Here is a 21,885-nt window from a genome sequence, read left to right on the forward strand (position 1 = left end):
GATCGAGAGCTGCGTGTCCGTTTACAGGGCTTTGTATCCACACAGACAGTCCGAGCACCTCACGCTGTCGTCCGCGGAACGCGGCGGAAACTTAGCGGCCATCCCGTTCGATTGTCAGACCCGTCTGATATCGCGTAGTCGAGGATCAGCTGCTCACCCCCACCTGTTCGTCTCAGGGCAGCTGCTCGCCAGATGCCGCCTCACGAAGGCGCCTGCCTGATGGCAGAACAGCAGTCGCTTGATGGGGACCAGTTGGGGACCACACGGCATGCATGATGGTGCACGACGGGCCGCCACGTGCACGATATGCACCGGATTAAGTCTGCTATATCCAGAAAATACCCCTGACCCTTACTCCTGGGGGTCAAGGGGTCGCAGGTTCAAATCCTGTCGTCCCGACTTTACGAAGTCGCAGGTCAGGGGCCGTTTCAGAGCAGATCTGAAGTGGCCCCTTGATCATTTTTGGGGACCACTTGGGGACCAGGGCGCTTGACGGGGACTGTGGCGCACTTTGACCCGGTCAAGGTGCGCCACGGAGCGGACGGTAAGGCGCAGAGCGGGCGGTTCGTGGAGCCGTCTACGTGTTTCCGATGACGCATCACATGGAGTGCGTCGCGATTCTTGAACCTGCCGCGAAGGGCTCCTGACCTGCGGCTTTGGGTGCGCGCTTTATGTGTGGTGCGGGCGTTGCGGGCGATATCCGGACGTTGAAATGACGCTCGTTCTGATGGGGCGTCAGGTGGCCTCTCGGGCAGGTCGGGCCCTGTCAAGGTGGTACGTATCGATGGAGCGCCGAGAGCAGGCGACGCTCTGTGTGGAGCCGCTGGTTCCTGTTGGTCGGATATCCCGGAAGGGACCGGCGAGCGTGTTGGCCTGCCGTGATGAGCGGCCGATGCTCGCCGGCCTGCGCGAATGACCTTTCGGCTGTTTCGCGCTCGTGCCGGGGTCTTCGTCATCAAGCCCTCAGGGGTGCCCTACGAGGATCTCGCCCTCGACGATCTGGTGACCGTCCGCCTGTCCGACGGCAAGGTGGTCGACGGCGACCTGCGCCCCTCCACCGATACCCACCGCTGCCTCTACCTCGCCTTCCCCTCCATCGGCGGCGTCATCCACACCCACTCCACCCACGCCGTCGCCTTCGCCCAGGCCCACCGCGGCATCCCCGTCCTGGGCACCACCCACGCCGACACCTTCAACGGACCCATCCCCTGCACCCCCGACCAGTGCGCGAAGGACTACGAGTACAACACCGGCCGGGTGATCGTCGACATGCTGCAAGGCGACGACCGGCGGGCGACCGAGGTCCCGGCCGCCCTCGTCGCCAACCACGGCCCCTTCACCTGGGGCACCACCGCCCGCAAGTCCCTGGAACACGCCATCATCTGCGAAGCCATCGCCATCAACACCCTGGCCCTCTCCCCGACAGCCCCACCGCCCTCACACCTCCTGGCCCGCCACTACACCCGCAAACACGGCCCCGACGCCTACTACGGCAACCCGGGACCGGGCGCGACCGCTGCGGTGTGACCGGCGGCCTCCATAGCTTCCCGGGGCTGCCCCGGGAACACACCACGGCTGGCGGGGCAGCCCTTCCGTGCTCTGGCGAGCCAGGTGCGACAGGGCTTGCCCGCGGGGTCCTCGGCAGTGCCTTGGGGAGCGTTCGAGTACGCGGCTGCGGTGCGGCGTCGTCGGCGGTCATGTACCAGGGACAGCGCGGCCGGGGTGCCCTCGTCGGTTTCCCAGCGCGCGGCTGCGAGCAACTCGGCAGGCGGACGCTGAGCAGCGTATGCCGTCCTGGTCGGCGGCAGCCGACGTGGTGTGTTCGGCCGGACGCCGTCCCTCGGGCAAGGCGTGGCCCGACCCTCGTCACAGAGTGGCGCCCGGGAGTGAAGCTCCGGACACTTCGGCTCTCAAGTGGCCGGGCTGTCCCGTGCCGACCCACGCCGCAGCAGCTCCTGGGGCCTGTCCGCGGCGGATCAGGTCGGTCTCGACCAACGGCACTGATCAGTCCGGGTGAGCGGGGTCCGGTGCGCGCAGCTGCAGGGCGGAGGAGGGCGGCGACGCGGTCGGGGAGTCGGCGACCGACGACAACACCGCTGGGGGTCCCTCGTGCCCTCAAGGCAGTGGGGGAGCGCGCGCCAGACCCTGGGACACCGGGGTGATCCGCCGGACAGTCTCTGGGCCAGACAGGGCTAGGAATCGTGCGGGTGACCGATCCCGGCCTGCCCGGCCTTCTCCGGCCCACACTACGGCTCAGGTGGATTCACGGACGACGAGGCGGCAGGGAACGGTGTGCAGGCCGGGCGCCGACATGGAGCCGATGGCGTCCAGCAGTAGGAGGGCGGCCCGTCGGCCGATCTCGGGGAGGTCCGTGTCGATCGTGGTGAGGGGGGGACGGGACGCCAGGGCCATGACGTCCCAGTTGTCATACCCCACGATCGCCGCCTGGCCCGGGACGTTCAGGCCCTTCTCGCGCAGGGCGTCGGCGACGCCTCTGGCGATCTGGTCGTTGCCGCAGAAGAAGGCGTCCGTGTCCGGTGCGGTGCGCAGCACCGCTTCGGCGGCGCGGCGGCCCCATGCCTCGCTCCACTCCCCGAAGTGGACCCGGCCGGTGGCGAGGCCCAGGGAGGAGCGTTCGAGCAGTTCGAGGGTGTGGTGGGCGCGGTCGCGGGCGGCCGCGTGGTGGGCCGGGCCGGTGATGTGCGCGATCCGGGTGCGGCCGGTGGCCAGCAGGTGCTCGATGGCCAGCTGGGCTCCGCTCCGGTCGTCGGACACGACGGATATGTCGTCCGGGTCGGTGGACGGCGACAGTGCGTAGACCGTCGGAATGGGCTCGACGCCTTTCAGGGGCGGTCGCGGGTCGGTCCTTCGGCCAGTCACGATGATGCCGTCCACCCGGCGGTCCATGAGATTGCTCAGGTGGTGCTGCTCCCGGATGGCGTCGCCGCGGGTGTCGCACAGCAGTACGGAGATCTTGCCGGCGCCGAGCGCGTCCTCGGCGCCGAGGAGGACGGGCGTGCTGAAGCGGCCGATGCCGTCGGTCGTCATCAGCCCGACGGTCCAACTGCGGCCGGTGTGCAGGCTCTGCGCGTGCTGATTGGGCCGGAAGCCGAGCTCCTCGACGGCGTCCAGAACCCGCTGCCGGGTCTCCGGCCGCATCCTCCCACCTCCGTTCAGCGCCTTCGAGGCCGTTCCGACACTGACACCGGCCAGTCTGGCTACGTCGGCGAGCTTCGCCCGCCCGGTGGACGGAAGACCTGGAGCGGCAGTCACGCGCAATCCTTTTCCTAGACGATGCCTGCAGGGGCATCCTGGCACCGTTCCCGACTGCTGGCCAGTTCCGAACCGGCATTGCAAATACTTGCGCGCACCTCTTGACGCGCACTCGCCCCGCTTCCTACCTTTCCCGGCAGGAAAACGTTTGCCCAAAGCGGGTTCGAGAGCACGGAGCAGCGCCCGTCCGAATCTCCGGGACGCCACCCACGCGTCCGGGCCCCGACTCGTTTCCCACCTACCTCTTCGGAGAGCCATGCCCCGCCCACGTTCCGCCTCGCCTTTCTCGTCGGCCTCGGCCCCGTCCGAACAGGCAGGCACCTTTACGGGGCCGGTCCGTCCGGGACCGGGCGCCAAGGCCGCACTCGCCCCTGTCGCAGTCGAGGTGCGCGCGGGCTTCTGGAGCACCCGTCGCGAGGTGAACGCGCGTACGTCCCTCCCGCAGGGCCCCGAACTGCTTGAGACGGCAGGGAATCTGCACAATCTGCGGCTGGCGGCGGGCACGGTCGAGGGTGAGTTCCGGGGCGCGTACCCGTTCGTGGACACGGATGTCTACAAGTGGCTGGAAGCCGCCTCCTGGCAGCTGGCCCAAGGCCCGTCCGCCGAGCTGGAGTCGGACGTCGACCGGATCGTCTCCCTGGTGGCAGCAGCGCAGCAGCCCGACGGCTACCTCAACACCTGGTTCCAGCTGGTGAAGGGGGGCGAGCGGTACAAGGACCTGCGCTGGGGCCACGAGTTGTACTGCGCGGGCCATCTGATCCAGGCTGCCGTCGCCCATCACCGGGCCACCGGCCGGACAGAACTCCTCGACGTGGCCCGCAAGTTCGCCGACCATGTCGACTCGGTCTTCGGCCCGCCCGACAGCGGCAAGGAGATCGACGGCATCGACGGCCACCCCGAGGTCGAGACCGCCCTGGTCGAGCTGTACCGGGAGACCGGAGAACACCGCTACCTAGATCTGGCCGGCTACTTCGTCGATCGTTTCGGCCACGGCCTGCTGGGCGGCGAGGCGTACTGCCAGGACCGGGTGCCGCTGCGCGAGGCGGACAACGTGGAAGGCCACGCCGTACGGCAGTTGTATCTGCTGGCCGCGGCCGCAGACCTGGCCACCGAGACCGGGGAGGCCGAACTGCGGTCCGCCGCCGAGCGGTTGTGGCATGCGATGACCACCACGAAGACCCATCTCACCGGCGGGCTCGGCGCGCACCACGAGGAGGAGGACTTCGGCGACCCGTACGAACTGCCCAACGAGCGGGCCTACTGCGAGACCTGCGCCGCCATCGCCTCCGTCCAGTGGAGCTGGCGCATGGCCCTGCTCACCGGCGAGGCCCGCTACTCCGACCTTATCGAACGCACCCTGTACAACGGCTTCCTCGCGGGCGTCTCCCTGGACGGCGAGCGCTGGCTGTACGTCAACCCGCTCCAGGTCCGCGACGGCCACACCGACCCCGGCGGCGACCAGTCGGCCCGCCGCACCCGCTGGTTCCGCTGCGCCTGCTGCCCGCCGAACGTGATGCGGCTGCTGGCCTCCCTGGAGCACTACCTCGCCACCAGCGACACCGGTGGTCTCCAGATCCACCAGTACGCCACCGGCCGTTACGCGGGCGACCTCGACGGGGCCTCGGTCGCGGTGCGCGTCGAGACCGAATACCCCTGGCAGGGTGCCATCGGCGTGACCGTCGAGGACACCCCGGCCGACCGGCCCTGGACCCTCTCGCTGCGTGTCCCGCAATGGTGCGGCGAGTACCGGGTGCGCTGCGGGGACATGGCGTACGACCAGACAGATGCCCCCGTGGCCGACGGCTGGCTGCGGCTGGAGCGCACTTGGGCCCCCGGCGACCGGGTCGTCCTCGAACTCGCCATCGAGCCGCGCCTGACCGCGGCCGACCCACGCGTGGACGCCGTGCGCGGCTGCGTGGCGATCGAACGCGGGCCGCTCGTGTACTGCCTGGAACAGGTCGACCACCCCGGCGGCGGCCTGGACGACATCGTCCTCGACCCCACCCGTCCACTCGCCGTCGAGCACCGTCCGGACCTGCTCGGAGGCGTCACGACGGTGGCGGCGGCCGGCCATCGCCGGCATGTCGCCGACGCGGGCTGGTGGCCGTACAGCTCCGCGCACAGCGAGGCACCGGACACGGACAACGATCCGGTCGAACTCACCGCCATCCCCTACTACGCGTGGGCCAACCGCCAGGACGGCAGCATGCGCGTCTGGCTGCCCACCTCCTGAGCCCTCCACGCCCACCCCCTGTCTCCCTCCTACGAGCCGCACCAAGACAACGAGGTCACCGTGAGAAACACCCGCCGCACCCTCCTCACCGCCATAGCCGCCGTCGGCGCGCTCACCTCTGTCGCCGCCTGCGGGGGCGGTTCCGACTCCTCCGCGTCCGGTTCCGGGAAGGCCGGCGGGACGTACAGCTTCTGGGACCCGTACCCGCAGTTCGACGCCTCCTCGCCGTGGGGCAAGCTCGTCACCAAGTGCGGCACCGACGCCGGCGTCAAGATCAAGCGCACCGGCATGGACACCTCCGACCTGGGCAACAAGGCCCTGCTGGCCGCCCAGCAGGGCAATGCGCCCGACGTAATGCTGGTGGACAACCCGGTCGTCTCCACGCTCGTCGAGGCGGGGATCCTCAACAAGACGAATGACCTCGGCCTCGACACGAAGTCGATCCAGAAGAACATCCTCGGCGCGGGCGTCATCGACAACGCCTCCTACGGGGTGCCGATCGGCGCCAACACCCTCGCCCTCTACTACAACAAGAAGATCCTCTCCGCCGCGGGCGTCGACGCCGCCTCCATCAAGGACTGGAACTCCCTCACGGCCGCCCTGAAGAAGGTCAAGTCGGCAGGGAAGAAGGGCATCACCTTCTCCGCGATCAACACGGAGGAGGGCAGCTTCCAGTTCCTCCCCTGGTTCTGGGGCGCGGGCGGCGACCTCACCAAGCTCAACTCGGCGGAGGGAGTCGCCGCCCTCTCCCTGTGGAAGCAGTGGGTCGACGCGGGATACGCGCCCAAGGACGTGCTGCAGAACACGCAGACGACCAGTTGGCAGGAGTTCGCCACCGGCGACTACGCATTCAGCGAGAACGGCACCTGGCAGCTCGGCAACGCGGACAAGGCCGGCTTCGACTACGGCGTCATCAACATCCCCGGGCAGAACGGCGGCTCCGCGCCGGTACCGACCGGCGGCGAGTTCGTCACCGTCCCGGTCCAGAAGGACTCCTCCCGCTACGACGTCAGCAAGAAGATCGTCACTTGTCTGACCAGCTCCACGAACCTGCTGTCCACGGACACGGCTCTGACGTACGTGGCGCCCACCGCGGAGGTCCAGGCCCAACAGGTGAAGCAGAACCCCGAGTTGAAGCCTTGGATCGGTGCGGTGGCCGCGGCGCGTGGCCGCACCAGCGGCGGTCTGGGCACCAAGTACCCGACCCTCTCCCAGCCGATGTGGACCGCCGTGCAGAACGCCCTGTCGGGCGGCAAGACCCCGCAGGCAGCCCTCGACACCGCTCAGACGGCCGCGAGCAAGGGCTGACACCCGGCCTCGCCGCTTCTCCGGAAACCGCACCGCCACCGCCGGGACACCGCCGCCGGCCCGGACACGCCACCCGCATCCAGGAGTACGCATGACCATCGCCCGCGTCGACCGCCGCTCGCAGCGGTCCCCGGACAGGTCCGGGGCGACCGGCACCGGACAACGGACAAACGCGTCGGACCTGCGGCGCCGGCAGCACCGCGGCAGCCGGCTCACCGCACTGGCCTTCATCGCCCCGCTGCTCGTCTACCTCGCCGCCTTCTACCTCTATCCGCTCTACCGCAACCTCGACCTGAGCCTGCGCGACTACACCGTCCGGTCGTTCGTGCAGGGAGACGCGCCCTTCTCCGGCCTCGACAACTTCAGGACCGTCCTGGACGACCCCACGTTCGGCCCGGCGATGCGCCACACCCTGGTCTTCACCTTCGCGTCGATCGCGTTCCAGTACGCGGCCGGGCTCGCCCTCGCGGTCTTCTTCAACCGGCACTTCCGGCTCGCGCCCACCCTGCGCGCGCTGTTCCTGATCCCGTGGCTGCTGCCGCTGATCGTGTCGGCGTCGACCTGGTCGTGGATGTTCAACAGCGAGTCCGGTGTCATCAACTACGCCCTGCACCTGGTGGGCGTGTCCCCGGTGGACTGGCTCAACTCGCCGGACTGGGCGCTGACTTCGGTCGTCATCGCGAACATCTGGATCGGCATCCCCTTCAACCTGGTCATCCTCTACAGCGGCCTGCAGAACATCCCGGGGGAGCTGTACGAGGCGGCGTCCCTGGACGGGGCCGGCGCCTGGCAGCAGTTCCGGCGGATCACCTTCCCCCTGCTGCGCCCGGTGTCGGCGATCACCCTGCTCCTCGGACTCGTCTACACGCTCAAGGTGTTCGACCTGATCTGGATCATGACCAAAGGCGGTCCGGGCGACGCGTCGTCCACCCTCGCGACCTGGTCGTACCAGCTCGGCTTCGGCACGCTGCTGCCCAAGTTCGGCCCCGGCGCGGCCGTCGGCAACATCCTCATCCTCATGGCGCTCGTCTTCGGCCTGCTCTACATCCGCGTCCAGAGGAGGCAGGAAGCGTGAAGTCCCGTACGGGAAAGTGCCGTTACACCGTCATCGGCGTCCTGCTGACCGCCCTGATGCTGTTCCCGGTGTACTGGATGATCAACGTGTCCCTCACCCCGCAGCAGGACATGCGCAAGACCCCACCCGACCTGCTGCCTCTCCACCCCACCTTCGAGGGTTACCGGGCCGTCCTGAACGACCAGATGCCCTACCTCGGCACCAGCCTGCTCATCGGCCTGGGCACGGTCGCCCTCACCCTCGTCCTCGCCGCCCCGGCCGGATTCGCCCTGGCCAAACTGCGCCCGCTGGGCGGCGGAACCCTCGGACTCGCCCTGCTGGTCGCCCAGATGATCCCCGGCATCGTCATGGCGATGGGCTTCTACGGCATATTCCTCGACCTCGGCCTCCTCAACTCCTGGTGGGGGCTGATCATCGCGGACTCCACCATCGCCGTGCCCTTCGGCGTCATGATCTTCACCGCGTTCATGTCGGGCATCCCCGGCGAACTCATCGCCGCCGCCCGCATCGACGGGGCCGGTACCTTCCGCACCTTCTGGTCGATCGTCCTGCCGGTGAGCCGCAACGCCCTGGTCACCGTGTCGCTCTTCAGCTTTCTGTGGGCCTGGTCCGACTTCGTCTTCGCCAACACCCTTGACGGCGGCGGCACTTGGCGGCCGATCACCCTCGGAATCTACAAGTACATCGGCAACAACAACCAGGAGTGGAACTCGATCATGGCCACCGCCGTCGTCGCGTCGATCCCGGCTGCCGCCCTGCTGGTCCTCGCCCAGCGCTACGTGGCCGCGGGCGTGACCGCCGGCGCGGTCAAGGACTGATCCGCCGTGCCCACCGTCCGTGGCCCGCCGCCCGGCAGGGGCCGTGTTCCGCCCCTGCCGCTCCGGCCGACCAGACAGAGCCGTCACCCGCTGTGCGGGGCCAAGTTCCCGGAGCCCGTCGGCCGGTCCCCCAAGCCGACCCGGCGTGTCCCGGACCACCGCCAGATCCCCACCCCCCCTCAGGAGAGCCGCTGATGTCATACCTGAGTACCCGTCACCGTTACAGAGCACCTGTCGGCCGCGCCACCGCCGGCGCTCTGGCCACAGCCCTGGCCGCCACCGCCGTCGTCCTGACGGGTACGTCCGCGCAGGCCACGCCCACCGCGTCCACCACCCTGGTCGTCAACGCCGCGCAGACCCTGCGGTCCGTGACCCACGTCGGAACGGGCAGCCTCTACGGCCTGTCGAGCGCGAGCACACCCGCCGACAGCGTCGTGCAGCCCCTGAAGCCCAACACCTTCGTCCAGATGGCGCCGGGTGGCAGCCAGCTCCCCAACGGAGAGCCCGCTCCCGCGGGTGATGCCCTCGTCGTCGCCTCCAAGGCCGCCAACGCGGGCGCCAAGGTGGTCGTACGGATGCCGGACTGGTACCCGAACTTCCCCTACCAGTGGGTGAGCTGGAGCGACTGGCTGTCCGCCGTCGACAAGCAGGTGGCCGCGGTGAAGTCCTCCGGCGCCACGAACATCAGCGCGTACGAGCTGTGGAACGAGCCCGACTGGACCTGGGACACGACCAACGCCGGTGCCTTCGACGCGGGTTGGGCCCGTACGTACAACGAGGTGCGCAGCAAGGACGCCACGACCCCGATCCAGGGTCCGAGCTACTCGGCCTGGAACCAGTCCTGGATGACCACCTTCCTCACCGACGCCAAGGCCAGCGGTACGGTCCCCGACGTCATCGCCTGGCACGAGCTCCAGGGCAGCTCCGGCATCGCCGCCCATGTCGCGGCCTACCGCTCGCTGGAGAGCAGCCTCGGCATCAGCCCGCGCCCGATCGACATCGAGGAGTACGGCACGCCCACCGAAACGGGCAACTCCGGTGCCCTCATCGGCTACGCCGCCAAGTTCGAGCGCGCGGGCGTCCGCGACGCCGAGCTGGCTTTCTGGAACCACTACGGCACCCTCGGCGATACCCTGACCGACACCGGCGGCTCGCCCAACGGCTCCTACTGGACGTACAAGTGGTACGGCGACATGTCCGGGAACATGCTCACCACCACGCCCCCCGCGCAGACCGGCATCGATGGTCTGGCCTCCCTCAACGGCGCGGGCAACCAGATCAGCGTCATCACCGGCGGCTGCACCAGCTCCTGCGCCGTCACCGTCAACGGGCTCTCCTCCCTGTCGGCCTTCGGCAGCACCGTCCACGTCAAGCTCGAGTACAGCCCCGGCACCGGCCGCACCACCGCGTCCCCCGGCCCGATCACCATCTCCGACATCGACTACTCCGTCTCGAACGGTTCCATCACCGTGCCGGTGACGATGAACGCCTCCGACGGCTACCACCTGGTGATCACTCCCAGCGGCACGTCGACGTCGCTGGCAGGGCGCTACCAGATCACCAACAAGAACAGCGGCCTTGCCCTGGACACCCTCAACGCGGCCACCGCACAAGGCACTTCGGTCGTCCAGGCCACGTCCACCACCGGCACCGACCAGAACTGGACCCTGACGGCCGCCGGTTCGGGCCTCTACAAGATCGTCAACCAGAAGAGTGGCCTGCTGCTCGGCATCACCAACGCGGGCACCAGTGACGGTGGCACCGCCCTGATCTGGGGTGACAACGGCACCGCCGACCACCTCTGGCAGGTCATGCCGGCCCGCGACGGTTACTACAAGATCGCCAACTACAACAGCGGGCGACTGCTCGGCGTCGACCAGATGAGCACATCCTCCGGCGCCCAGGTCCTGCAGTGGTCTGACAACGGCACCGCCGACCACCTGTGGAAACTGACCTCTCGCTGAGGCGGCCAGACACACGGCTTCTCGCCTTTCCGCGGGGCGGGCGAGAAGCCGTGGCTCTCTCGTCGACCAGGGTGAGACCGGAAAGGTGACCTGGGTTCTTCCTTGACTCGTCCAGGCCGATGTCTTCCCCATGACTCGTCATACGAAGTTTGTGGCGATCCTGGAACCGGTCATGAAGGGCACCTGAGCTGCGGTTTTGTCGGTGCATCTTATGTGCGCTGTGGGCGTCACGGGTGACCGGGTGCGTATTTCACGCCATCGACCAGCAGGGTTTCGGAAACGCGCGGGCCAGCCCCCCTGGAGGCAGTCCCGTGTCCCTGACGGACGAGGCCATCGAAAGGATCAAAGCGATGATCCTCAACGGCGAACTCGCCCCGGGCTCCCGCCTGCCGACCGAGGAAGCCCTAGCAGGGCAGTTCGGTCTCTCGCGCAGCACCCTTCGTGAGGCGGTCCGAGCCCTTACCGCCAGGCGGATCCTCGTGGTCCGTCAGGGCTCCGGGACGTACGTCTCCGGTCTGGACCCCCACCTTCTGCATACGCTGTCCTTCGCCGCGGACGTTTCCCAGGGCCCGTATCGCGCTGCAACTGCTCCAGGTTCGCCGGATGCTGGAACCGGCGGCCACCGGGGCGGCGGCCGCGGTACTCGGTGCCAGGGACCTCAGAGCGCTCAGGAAAATCCTGGACCGCGGCCGCGCCGCCGCCACGGTCGAGGAGTTCGTGCTCCACGACACGGCCTTCCATCTCCGGATCGTCGAAGCGGTCGACAACCCCGTGCTGTCGATGCTGCGCCAGGTGTGATCCAGCCGGACCCAGCGGGTACGGATTCCGCGCGGCAGCCAGGTCGAACGCTCGCTGGACAGCGCACACCTGGACCACGAGGAGATCCTTCACGCGCTGCAGGCCCGCGACGCCGTTCTCGTCGCATCGGCCGCCGCCGTCCACATCTGCACGGTCGAGCGGTGGCCGGCGGAGAGCCTGACCGAGGCCGGCCGTCCGCCGGTGGACGTCGGCAGGCCGAGTACCGGGGCTCGAACCCGGCCATGACCACCACGTCCGAGTGGCCTCGCCATGTCGAAGGCTCCGCCCTGCCCGGGCGCCGAACACCCACGCTGGAGCCCCCTCCCGCACTTCTCGCTGTCAATCATCGGAACACTCAGTTGCCTTGGAGGCCTCTCAATGTCGAGAGCGATCAACAGACGACAGTTCCTCGCCGGTACCACGGCCGTCGCGGCGGCGGTGGTCGCGGGCGGGCTGTTCGGTGCAGGCCCCGCCGTGGCCGCACCGTCCACCTACACGCCCACGTGGGACTCGGTGAACCAGCACCCGGCGTCTCCCGAGTGGTTCCAGGACGCGAAGTTCGGCATCTACTTCCACTGGGGCGTCTTCAGCGTCCCCGCCCACGACAGCGAGTGGTACCCGCGCAACATGTACTTCAGCGGCAGTGGCGTGAACCAGCACCACATCGCCACGTACGGCGACCCGTCCGTGTGGCCCTACCACAACTTCATCAACGGGGCGAACGACAAGGCGGGCAACTACACCCAGTTCGCGCCCAGGCTGAAGTCGGCCGGCGGCAACTTCGACCCCGCCGAGTGGGCGCAGCTGTTCGTGGACGCGGGCGCCAGATTCGCCGGGCCGGTCGCCGAGCACCACGACGGCTTCTCGATGTGGGACAGCCAGGTCAACGAGTGGAACTCGGTCGCCAAGGGGCCGAAGCTGAACCTGCTGAAGCTGTTCACCGACGCCGTCCGGGCGAAGAACCTCAAGCTGCTGGTGTCGATGCACCACGCCTACAACTACCTCGGCTACTTCGAGGCCGCCCCGGCACAGTCCGACACAAGCCTGAAGAAGCTCTACGGGCAGCTGGGCAAGACCACGGAGGACCAACTCTGGTACGACAAGCTCAAGGAGGTCATCGACCTGGCCAAGCCGGACATCGTCTACCAGGACGTCCACCTGGACGAGATCGCCGAGACGCAGCTGCTGAACTTCCTCTCCTACTACTACAACCAGGCCAACTCCTGGGGCAGGGAGGTCGTCGCCAGCTACAAGGACGGCTTCAACAGCCACGGTGAGGTCTTCGACTACGAGCGGGGCGGCCCGGCCGACGTCACCTCGCCCTACTGGCTCACCGACGACAGCGTCTCCAGCACCAGCTGGTGCTACACGGAGGGCATCGGCTACTACACGGCCCAGTTGCTGCTGCACGCGATGATCGACCGGATCAGCAAGAACGGAACCGTCCTGCTCAACATCGCGCCCAAGGCAGACGGCACCATCCCCCAGGGCCAGCGCGACATCCTGCTGGGCATCGGCGACTACCTGGGGCGCTTCGGCGAGTCCGTCTACTCGACCCGGGCCTGGACCGCCTACGGCGAGGGCCCGACGAAGATGGGCGGGGGCACGTTCATGAACCCCACGACCGGCACCGCCCAGGACATCCGCTTCACACGGAACAAGGCGAACACCACCGTGTACGCCACGGTCCTCGGCTATCCCGGCAGCTCGCTGACCGTCAGGACACTCAGCTCCAGCCGCATCAGCCTGGGCTCGCTGACCTCGGTGAAGCTGCTCGACAGCACGGCCGGCACCTACATCGACCTCCCGAACCGGACCCAGGACGGGTCAGGGCTCACGGTGACCCTGCCGTCGTCGGCACCGTTCTCCGCCCCCATGTACGTGCTGAAGCTGGCCTTCTCCGGCCAGATTCCCACGCTGCAGCCGGTCGACGGTGCCCTGGTCTGCACGGACGTCAACTACGCCGGTACCTCCGCCGCTCTCGGCCTGGGCGACTACACCGCCGACCAACTCGGCCTGCACGGGATGCCCGCGCTCAGCATCACCTCGCTGAAGCTCGCCCCGGGCCAGCAGGTCGTCGCCTACTCCGGCGACAACTTCACCGGCACCCAGTGGACGTTCACCGCCGACAACGCCGACCTGCGGGTCACCGGCCAGAACGACAAGATCACCTCGCTGAAGGTGCAGTTCAACCCGTCGGCCTACCTCAAGATCATCAACTACACCGACGGCCTGGCCCTGGACAGCGGCGGCAACGTCGCCGGCGGATCCGACCTCAAGCAGTGGCACTACTTCGACAGCGCCAACCTCCAGTGGCAGGCGGTCGAGGTCGGCAGCGGCTACTACAAGCTGGTCAACCGCACCAACGGCATGGTTGCCGACAGCTGGGGCGCCACCAGCAACGGCGCCACCTGCAAGCAGCTGGCCTGGAACGGCCACACCAACCAGCAGTGGAAGATCACCCACCGCGGAGGCGGTCAGTACAACATCGCCAACCGCACCACGGGCAAGCTCCTGGATGGCGGCGGCAACGTCGCCGAGGGCTCCGTCACCAAGCAGTGGGAGTGGGGCAACAGCACCAACCTGCAGTGGACCATCAGCCCCGTCTGACCCGTTCCCCAGAGCCCATGGCCCGGTGCGGTGCCGAACCCCGGCCCGCACCAGGCCATGCGAACAGGCAAGACCCCTCGCCGCAGCAACGCACCGCGACTGCGGCTGGGTTGCGTGGGCCGACCGCCCCGAAGAGCGGCTCCGGACCGGCCCGCGCCCGAGGCAGACGACCCTGACCACCAAGTGAAGAGGGACGCTTCCATGCAGACGAGACAATCACTTCGCAGGCTGAGCGCACAGGTTGCCGCGCTGACGCTGGCCGTCACAGGCGGGATGGCGGCTCTGGCCCCGTCGCCCGCGCAGGCCGCGAGCGACACGATCGGCGTGACTCTGACCACGTCGGACCTGAGTCAGGCCCTGACCCCGCAGCCGGGCATCGCTCTCGGCGTGGTGTCCTCGGGCAGCGTGAACCTGACGGTGGACGACACGCAGTCCTACCAGACCATCGACGGATTCGGCGCCGCCTTCAGCGACACCTCGGCCTACCTCCTGCAGAACAAGCTCGACGCCACCACCCGCGACCGGGTGATGCGTGACCTGTTCACCCGCGGCTCCGGCATCGGCCTGTCGCTGATGCGGGTGCCGATGGGCTCCTCCGACTACACGGCGACCCCGGCGAGCAACCCCTCCACCTACTCCTACGACGACAACGGCGGCATCGCCGACCCGACACTGGCCAACTTCTCCACCGCGCACGACGACGCCTACATCATCCCGATCATCAAGCAGGCCCAGGCGCTCAACCCGGCGATGAAGCTCTTCGCCAACAACTGGAGCCCGCCGGCCTGGATGAAGACCACCAACACGATGCTGGGCCAGGGCAACGGCACGCTCAGGTCCGACATGTACGGCCCGCTGGCGCAGTACTACGTCAAGTTCCTGCAGGAGTACAAAGCCAAGGGCGTCAACGTCTGGGGCATCACCCCGCAGAACGAGCCGACGATCTCACCAGCGACGTACTCGGCCATGCTGTGGGCCGCGGGCGACGAGGCGAGATTCATCGCCGACGGCCTCGCCCCGGCATTGGCGCAGGCCGGTCTGGCCGACACGAAGATCATTGGCGGGGACGCCGACCACGTGGACGTCAACTACGCCAACACGCTGATGGGCAACCAGGCGGCACGCGACGCGATGTACGGCACGGCGTGGCACTGTTACCAGAACGACCTCGGCAGGATGACCACGATCCACAACTCCTACCCTGACAAGCGTCTCTACGAGAGCGAGTGCTCCACCGGCCCGGGCATCGCCCCGATGAACGCCGCCCAGCTCGCCCTGGAGTCCACCTTCAACTGGGCGAGCGGCGCCCTGCTGTGGAACCTGGCGCTCGACATCAACGGCGGCCCGAAGATGGGCGTCGGCTGCGACAACTGCACCGGCCTGGTCACCATCGACCAGGCGACCGGCAAGGCCACCTACACCAACAACTACTACCAGCTGGGCCAGTTCTCGAAGTTCGTCGCCCCCGGCGCCACGCGCATCGGCTACAGCGACGGCGGCAACGTCTGGGCCCAGACCTACAAGAACCCCGACGGCGGTGAGGTGCTGGTCGCGCACAACAACAACACCAGCAGTACCGCATTCACGGTCACCTGGAACAACGCCGGATCCTTCCAGTACACCCTGCCCGCCGGTGCCACGGCGACCTTCACCCGGGGCGCGCAGACGGCCGCCGCCCAGATCGTCGGCCAGGGCTCGAACCGGTGCCTGGACGACACCGGCAACCCGGCCAACGGTGTCCAGCAGTACATCTGGGACTGCACGTCCGCGAACGCCAACCAGTCCTACCTCTACTCGGCGAGCCGTGAACTCCAGGTCGCGGGCAAGTGCCTCGGCGCGGCCGCGAACGGCACCACCAACGGAACCAAGGTCATCACCTGGGACTGCAACGGCGGCTCCAGCCAGAAGTGGACCTTCCACGCGGACGGCAGCATCACCAATGACCTGTCCGGACTCTGTCTCGACGTGACCGGTACGGCCACGGCGAACGGGTCCAAGGTCCAGCTGTGGAGCTGCACCGCCGCATCCAACCAGAAGTGGTCTGTCTCCAGCGGAGGCTGACGAGGCGGACTGCACCCGGCCGGTCCGCGAGTGTGCCGTGGACCGGCCGGGCCCCGCGTCATGCTCTGCTGCGGCTCTGTCCGAACGGGAAGTCGCGAGGCTCACCGCGCAGTGTCATCCAGCGGAGTTCGCCGCACTCCTCCGCCGCGAAGCCCATGCCGAAGCGCCGCCGGCCGCTCGCCTCCACACCACCGAAGGGCATGTTGGGCTCGTCATTGACCGGTTGGTCGCTGACATGCACTGTCCCCGCCTCGAGAGGTCGGGCGTGTCCAGGCTGGGGATCGGTTCGACCGGGACGCTGCGTTCGTGGGTCCGCCAGGACCAGATCGACAGCGGCACTCGGCCTGGGATGACCACGGAGGAGTCCACGCAGGTCAAGGCGTTGAAGTAGGAGAACGCTGAGCTGAAGCGGGCGAACGAGATCCTCAAAGCCGCAGCAGGTTTCTTGGCGGCCGAGCTCGACCGGCCACATCTGCGCTCACCTAGCACGTGCAGCATCGCCCCCCCCGCTAATTACGCCCACACGCAGCGCCAGGAAAATCCCTCCGCCCGCCAGCTGCGGGACACGGAACTCAAAGGACCTGATCAAGGAGATCTTCGACGCCGACTACCGCGTCCACGGGGCCCGGAAGATCTGACGGGAGCTGAACCGGCAGGGCCACGCCGTGGCCCGCTGCACCGTCGAACGCCTCATGCGCGAGCTCGGCATCACCGGAGCCGTGCGCGGCCGGAAGGTCAGCACCACCATCGCCGACCTTGCCGCCGAAGGGGTCCCGGACCATCTTGACCACGACTTCGTCGCCGACGCGCCGAACCGCGCCTGCGTCGCGGACTTCACGCACGTCGCGGCCTGGGCCGGCACCGTCTACGTCGCGTTCGTCGTGGACACCTTCTCCCGCCGCATCGTCGACTGGTCCGCCGCGATGAGTAAGGAGACCCAACTCGTCCTGGACGCAGTGGGGATGGGCATCTGGCAGCGCGACCGCGACGGTCATCCCCACGCGCCCGGCAAGTTGATTCATCACTCGGACGACGGTTCGCGGCCTGGGTTCACGGAGTCGTCGCATCGAGGGCACGGCGGCGAACCGCGAAGTCGCGACCGCTCTGCGGGTGGGCGACCAGTCGGTGGAGCGATGGCGCCGGCCTGGTGCGAGCGCGGCGAGGTTGGGGTCCTGTCGCAGGGCTCTACGGGGGCTGGCCTGGGGACCAGTTGGGGACCACACGGTGTGCCCGGTGGCGCACGTCAGGTGCCCGCACGCACTGTGTGCGCCCATCTTTAGCCCGTTATTTACGGATAATGCTTCTGACTCTCACTCCTGGGGGTCAAGGGGTCGCAGGTTCAAATCCTGTCGTCCCGACTTTGCGAAGTCGCAGCTCAGAGGGTCTGTCGGAGGAATTCGACAGGCCCTCTGATCATTTCTGGTGACCGTGGTGACCGTGGTGACCGTGGTGACCGTGGTGACCGTGGTGACCGTGGTGACCGTGGCGGCGGCCGGGCCGACAGGTGGGACGACCCGCGTCCGGCGGAGCGCGGTGGGACGACGGCGCCGGGCGGTCGTCCCGTGTGATCCCCGCGGTCCGGTCAGCGCTTGCTCCACTTCTGGTTCTTCTCGCCGCTGCAGGTCCACAGCTGGAGCCGCGTGCCGTTGGCGGTCCCGTTGTCCTTGACGTCGACGCACTTGCCGATCTTCGTGTTGACGAGGTCGTGCGAGGAGTTGACCTTGAACTTCTGGGCCCAGCCCCCGTTGCACTTGGAGAGCTGGATCTGGGCCCCGTTGTCCGTCGAGGCCCAGGCGATGTCCATGCACAGGCCCATGGAACGGACGGTCCCGTCGGACCGGAAATCCCACTTCTGCCAGTTCTTCCCCTTGCAGTCCCAGATCTCCAGCGGGGATCCGTCCTTGCCCTTGTCGCCCACGATGTCGACGCACCGGCCGCTGTCATGGCTGTAGACGAGAACACCGGCCGCCACCGTCGTGGTCGGCGCGGTGGTGGAGGTGCCGGAGTTCGACGTGCCGCCACTGCCGGAGGACGAGGACGACGATGAGGACTTGGAGGGGGACTTCGACGAGGTGCCGCTCTTCGTCTTGTCACCGCTCTTCGAGGAGGACTTGCCCGACTTGGAGTCTCCCTTCGTGGATCCGCTCCCGCCCGAGCCGGACGAGCCTCCGGACACGTCGGACTTCGTCGAGCCCGACCGGTTGCCGTGCGGCGGGTTCGCTTCGGGCGAGCCCGACTTGCGCTTGCCCGTCACGGGTGCGGCCGACTCGAAGGAGCCCGGGGCACCGTCGAACGGATCCGTCAGGACGGTGTCCGCGGTGTCGCCGGAACCACCGACCCGGACGCCGTCGCTGTTGTCGTTACGCATGCTGATCAGGAAGGGCACGGACACCAGCAGAGCCCCCGCTATGGCGGCGGCCGCCAGGATGGTGCGCGGCGGCCGGCCTGGCTGCCCCTCCCGAGCGGCGTCCGCTCCGGAGCCGTCCACGGAGGTGACGGTGGCCGCCTCGGCGTCGGCCTCCGGGGTGGCGCCTTCGGCAGCCGGCGCGCCGGCCGCGCCTTCGGCCTGCGCGGCCGCGGGCGTCGAGGACGCCGCCGTTGCCGTTGACTCGGTGTCCGGCTCGGGGGTGGCCTCGGAGTCAGGGGCTTCCTCGGAGTCGGGGGCGGCTGCGGCGGAGCCCGTGGCCGACTCCGCTTCTGCCGACTCCGCCGCTCCTGCCTCCTCCTCCGACTCCGCTTCCGGCTCCGTGCCGCCGACAGGTCTGCGGGCCGGCTCGCCACCCGGTTCCGTGCCCGGTTCAACGACCGAGGCGGAGGCCGCGACGGCCGATGGCCCCGCCGACGCGGCGGTCGGCTCCGAGGCCTCGTCCGGCGCGGTGGTGGCCGCCGTGGCTGCCTCACCCTCGGAACTCGCGGACCCGGATGTGTGCGGTGCGGCGGTCAAGACGTCCTCCTGGCGAAGCGGCTGTGGGGGTGGGTTCCAGCGGTTCCCGTGGTGTGCTGCGGAGTCGCACAGGCCATGTCTCAGGTCTCCTGCGCGGGTTGAGGGGGCGTCGAATACCGCACGCCGTCGAAGATGATCCGAATCGGCTCACCGGTTCCGGTCCCTTGAGTGTGCTCGACGCCGTCCTGGTCGACGATCACCACGCTCCGGCCGGAGGTCACCGCTGTCAGCGCGGCCAGTGTCTCCGGATAGGAGCCGGGCGCGGCCCGGTTGACGAGCAGTTGGATCCGCTGCCCGATGTCCAACTGTGCGGCGGATACGGCGATCCGACCGCCCATGAGGCTTGCCTCGGCCACCTGGCCCGGTCCGAGGGCGACGCCCAGTGCGCGCATCTCGTCCAGGTCGGCCGTGTCCTCACCGGTGGGCAGGCCGGGCACGGGGGCACCGTCCGTTTCGAGTGCCGAGATGCGCTCGGACAGCCAGAGGTTGAGGGCGTCGCGGCCTCCGCCGCCCGGCACGAGGGCGGAGTCCGGGCTCACCCCCCGCAACAACGCTGCCGAGAACGACTCCTCGGGAGTCAGCGGAACGGTGCCGTCGCCGACCGGAACGGCGTTGACGGTGACGCCTCTTGGCGGGTTGGGCCGGGCACCCGGGTCGGGCCACTGGGCCGGCGTACGCGCGAGTGATCCCGTCGGCATCTCGACCGACGCCTCGCCCCGTAGGTCGTTCACGTCGGCCGCGAGCCCCGCCAGGCGTCCGGCGGCGACCCGCTGCGCGCGGGCCGCGGTGCGCTGCTGTTCACGCGCTGAGTCGAGCAACTCCCGCAATTCATCGGCGCGTCGGCCCGCCTCCTCCAAGGCTTTCTCCGCGGCGTACCTGCGTGCCCGAGCGGCCTTGGCGAGATCGTTCTGCTGAGCCTCGTCCCCCGCAGGCTCCGTGCCGAGCGACGCCTTGGCCTCCCGCAGCCGTTCGAGGGTCCGCCGGGCCTCGCCGGCGCGGATCTCGTCCGGACGTACGCCTTGCCGTTCGGCGGGGTGGTTGCGCTCGATGTGCGCGACGTTCGCGTCGGCCGTACGGCTGAGCCGTTCCGCGGCGCGGATCTCCTCGTCCAGGGTGGTCGGCCCGGCCGACGGGCCCTGGGCGCCGTGCTCCGGAGTGGCCGTCTGCCGCTGTCCGCCGGACTCTTGACCGGCCACGGGTGCCCGAGGTGAGACGCCCTGAGAGGTGGTGGCGGTGACGGGCAGGAGGGGCGGCACGTTCGTGCCGTGGTAGACGCTGGGCGCGCCTTCGCCCAGCGCGAGGAACTCGTTCTCGTCCTCACGCAGGAAGAGCGTGTGCTCCGACCAGGGCTCTCCGTCGGAGACGGCCCGGCTCTGGAGGTAGGTGCCGAACACACGGTGCAGCGGCACCTGTTGGGACGTGACCCAGAAGGGGCCGAGTGTGTGGCTGCTCTCGTCCGCGGGGTCCTTGTACGGCTCCAAGAGGCTGTACGACTCCGCCGGACCGCGCTTCATGTGCACCGGGCCTCCCACCGGAGGCATGGTCTCGTTGTACTGCGCGAGCAGGCTTCGCTCCTCCAGACGGATCAGCTGTACGATCCCCCGCTCCGCGTCGACGTTCGGGATCTTCACCCGCTGCAACATCTCGTAGGTGAAAGCGTGTTGAGCAGCCACGCTACGGACGTACGCCGAGGAGAAAGCCGTCACCGGGAAGTCTCTGCCGTGCTCGTCCTGCCACACGTCGCCGCGGACGAGGCTGCTCTGCATGTCGAGGCGGGACATGTGATAGCCCTCGGCGGCCCGTGGAGGGCGGAAGTGACTGACCATCACCTTGAAGTACTGCGAACTGGGGTGGATGGACCCACCGGCCTGACCGACCGACCACTCCGCCAGCCAGTTGCTGTCCCCGCCGTTCTCGTTCAGCCAGGAGTGGAACCGGGAGGACACTCCGTTCTCACCGCGCAAGGATCCGCCCACCGCACGGTCCGCCGGTGGGGCGGTATCGGCGGGGTCGGTCAGCGCCCACGGCCCGCCGAGGCCGCTGTCCGGCTCCAGCCGCGCGGGCAGGCCGTCCAGCAGGTCGCTCTCCCCGATGAGCATCTGCATCCGCAGGAACTCGGTGCGGTACTCCGGGAGCCAACCGTCCGCCTCAAGCAGGGAGTTCGTCTTCAGCAGACGTTCCGCGGCCGCCTTCTCGATCCCGGAGGCGTCGGCGTCGGCGACGGTGCTTTCGGCGCGCTGCACTATGAGCGTCAAGTACTGATCTGTCGTCACCAAGCCGTGGTCGTAGGCATTCACGCCCTCGTACGGGTCCGCCCACTCGGTGATCGCCCGGCCGCCCGGATAGATCATCGGGTACGTCTTGCCGTCCCCCAAGGTGATCACCCCGAAGTCGGGCAGTTCCGGAGCGTTCGACCAGAGCGTCGCGGCGTTGAAGGGACCTGTCGGCAGGTCATCGAGCGAGAGCGCGGCCGGTGCAGGCGGAGGTGTGCCCGGCTGAGTTGCGGGTTGTGTGGGTGCCGGTCCCGTATAGGTCGGTGTCGGTGCGGCGGTGGGCGGGGGAAACGCCGCCGTGTGGAGCGACGTGGTCGCGGCTGGGGTGGGGGACGGTGCGCTCCAGTCGGATTCGTCCGAGTTCGTTCCGTCGGAGTCGTCGTCGGAGTCGTGCTGTTGGCGTCCGGGCGGCATCTGCCACATGCGGGCCGCCACCGCGTCGTTCTCCCGCTGGGCGCTGTTGTCGTCTCCCGGGCCGAGGGGTTCGGAGACGGGGTCGACCCACGTGTGGGAGCGGGTTGTGGGGGC

The 21,885-nt window shown here is 68.7% G+C and carries 14 protein-coding genes and 2 pseudogenes; 12 read left to right on the plus strand and 4 right to left on the minus strand.

All coding sequences use genetic code 11. From position 1 onward, the window contains the following. Positions 1–912 precede the first annotated feature (912 nt). Complete coding sequence (locus ACIBLC_RS04945; RefSeq protein WP_399209221.1) at positions 913–1,527, plus strand: class II aldolase/adducin family protein; 615 nt, start codon at positions 913–915, stop codon at positions 1,525–1,527. A 726-nt stretch (positions 1,528–2,253) separates the two neighbouring features. Here the strand turns inward: ACIBLC_RS04945 and ACIBLC_RS04950 are convergent. Continuing rightward, positions 2,254–3,273, minus strand: coding sequence for a LacI family DNA-binding transcriptional regulator (locus ACIBLC_RS04950; RefSeq protein ID WP_399209222.1), 1,020 nt, complete (start codon positions 3,271–3,273; stop codon positions 2,254–2,256). Between the two features lie 256 nt (positions 3,274–3,529). On the opposite strand from ACIBLC_RS04950, the gene ACIBLC_RS04955 reads away from it, so the two are divergent. From ACIBLC_RS04955 to ACIBLC_RS04995, 9 genes and pseudogenes are all read left to right on the plus strand, one after another. Beyond that, the gene (locus ACIBLC_RS04955; protein WP_399209223.1) at positions 3,530–5,506 is read left to right on the plus strand and encodes a glycoside hydrolase family 127 protein; all 1,977 of its coding nucleotides are present in this window, start codon (positions 3,530–3,532) and stop codon (positions 5,504–5,506) included. Positions 5,507–5,566: 60 nt separating this feature from the next. Continuing rightward, positions 5,567–6,814, plus strand: a complete 1,248-nt coding sequence (locus ACIBLC_RS04960) for an extracellular solute-binding protein (RefSeq protein WP_399209224.1) — start codon at positions 5,567–5,569, stop codon at positions 6,812–6,814. Between the two features lie 91 nt (positions 6,815–6,905). Then, entirely contained in the window at positions 6,906–7,889 is a 984-nt protein-coding gene (locus ACIBLC_RS04965) for a carbohydrate ABC transporter permease (protein WP_399209225.1), read from the plus strand. Then, positions 7,886–8,707 carry a carbohydrate ABC transporter permease gene (locus ACIBLC_RS04970; protein ID WP_399209226.1) on the plus strand — a complete coding sequence of 274 codons (822 nt, stop codon included), beginning with the start codon at positions 7,886–7,888 and terminating at the stop codon, positions 8,705–8,707. Before ACIBLC_RS04965 ends, ACIBLC_RS04970 begins: the two co-directional genes overlap by 4 nt. Positions 8,708–8,901: 194 nt before the next feature. Then, positions 8,902–10,671: an RICIN domain-containing protein gene (locus ACIBLC_RS04975; RefSeq protein WP_399209227.1), complete on the plus strand. Its 1,770-nt coding sequence runs from the start codon at positions 8,902–8,904 to the stop codon at positions 10,669–10,671. Between the two features lie 350 nt (positions 10,672–11,021). Then, positions 11,022–11,120, plus strand: a pseudogene (locus ACIBLC_RS04980) (GntR family transcriptional regulator); the annotation flags it as partial. Between the two features lie 154 nt (positions 11,121–11,274). After that, positions 11,275–11,469, plus strand: coding sequence for an FCD domain-containing protein (locus ACIBLC_RS04985; protein WP_399209228.1), 195 nt, complete (start codon positions 11,275–11,277; stop codon positions 11,467–11,469). 378 nt (positions 11,470–11,847) lie between these two features. Then, positions 11,848–14,079: an alpha-L-fucosidase gene (locus ACIBLC_RS04990; protein WP_399209229.1), complete on the plus strand. Its 2,232-nt coding sequence runs from the start codon at positions 11,848–11,850 to the stop codon at positions 14,077–14,079. A gap of 201 nt (positions 14,080–14,280) precedes the next feature. Further along, entirely contained in the window at positions 14,281–16,140 is a 1,860-nt protein-coding gene (locus ACIBLC_RS04995) for a ricin-type beta-trefoil lectin domain protein (RefSeq protein ID WP_399209230.1), read from the plus strand. A 58-nt stretch (positions 16,141–16,198) separates the two neighbouring features. Here the strand turns inward: ACIBLC_RS04995 and ACIBLC_RS05000 are convergent, their stop codons facing one another. Further along, the gene (locus tag ACIBLC_RS05000; protein WP_399209231.1) at positions 16,199–16,342 is read right to left on the minus strand and encodes a hypothetical protein; all 144 of its coding nucleotides are present in this window, start codon (positions 16,340–16,342) and stop codon (positions 16,199–16,201) included. Positions 16,343–16,405: 63 nt separating this feature from the next. On the opposite strand from ACIBLC_RS05000, the gene ACIBLC_RS05005 reads away from it, so the two are divergent. Both ACIBLC_RS05005 and ACIBLC_RS05010 read left to right on the plus strand, forming a co-directional pair. After that, positions 16,406–16,531 carry a hypothetical protein gene (locus tag ACIBLC_RS05005; RefSeq protein WP_399209232.1) on the plus strand — a complete coding sequence of 42 codons (126 nt, stop codon included), beginning with the start codon at positions 16,406–16,408 and terminating at the stop codon, positions 16,529–16,531. Positions 16,532–16,784: 253 nt separating this feature from the next. Further along, on the plus strand, positions 16,785–17,420 hold the full coding sequence (locus ACIBLC_RS05010; RefSeq protein WP_399209289.1) for a DDE-type integrase/transposase/recombinase: 636 nt from the start codon (positions 16,785–16,787) through the stop codon (positions 17,418–17,420). Between the two features lie 302 nt (positions 17,421–17,722). On the opposite strand, the gene ACIBLC_RS05015 is transcribed toward ACIBLC_RS05010, so the two are convergent. Further along, positions 17,723–19,084: a ricin-type beta-trefoil lectin domain protein gene (locus ACIBLC_RS05015; protein ID WP_399209233.1), complete on the minus strand. Its 1,362-nt coding sequence runs from the start codon at positions 19,082–19,084 to the stop codon at positions 17,723–17,725. 80 nt (positions 19,085–19,164) lie between these two features. Then, positions 19,165–21,885 (minus strand): annotated as a pseudogene (locus tag ACIBLC_RS05020) (hypothetical protein); the annotation flags it as partial.

Origin of the sequence: Streptomyces sp. NPDC050535 (assembly GCF_044457665.1) — a bacterium.
In the GTDB taxonomy this organism is placed as follows: domain Bacteria; phylum Actinomycetota; class Actinomycetes; order Streptomycetales; family Streptomycetaceae; genus Streptomyces.

Bases quoted from the DNA above. Each gene is read 5' to 3' on its own strand.
- ACIBLC_RS04990 (WP_399209229.1), top strand. From the start codon at position 11,848: ATGTCGAGAGCGATCAACAGACGACAGTTCCTCGCCGGTACCACGGCC.
- ACIBLC_RS04945 (WP_399209221.1), top strand. From the start codon at position 913: ATGACCTTTCGGCTGTTTCGCGCTCGTGCCGGGGTCTTCGTCATCAAG.
- ACIBLC_RS04965 (WP_399209225.1), top strand. From the start codon at position 6,906: ATGACCATCGCCCGCGTCGACCGCCGCTCGCAGCGGTCCCCGGACAGG.
- ACIBLC_RS04975 (WP_399209227.1), top strand. From the start codon at position 8,902: ATGTCATACCTGAGTACCCGTCACCGTTACAGAGCACCTGTCGGCCGC.
- ACIBLC_RS04955 (WP_399209223.1), top strand. From the start codon at position 3,530: ATGCCCCGCCCACGTTCCGCCTCGCCTTTCTCGTCGGCCTCGGCCCCG.
- ACIBLC_RS04985 (WP_399209228.1), top strand. From the start codon at position 11,275: ATGCTGGAACCGGCGGCCACCGGGGCGGCGGCCGCGGTACTCGGTGCC.
- ACIBLC_RS04995 (WP_399209230.1), top strand. From the start codon at position 14,281: ATGCAGACGAGACAATCACTTCGCAGGCTGAGCGCACAGGTTGCCGCG.
- ACIBLC_RS05000 (WP_399209231.1), bottom strand. From the start codon at position 16,342: ATGCCCTTCGGTGGTGTGGAGGCGAGCGGCCGGCGGCGCTTCGGCATG.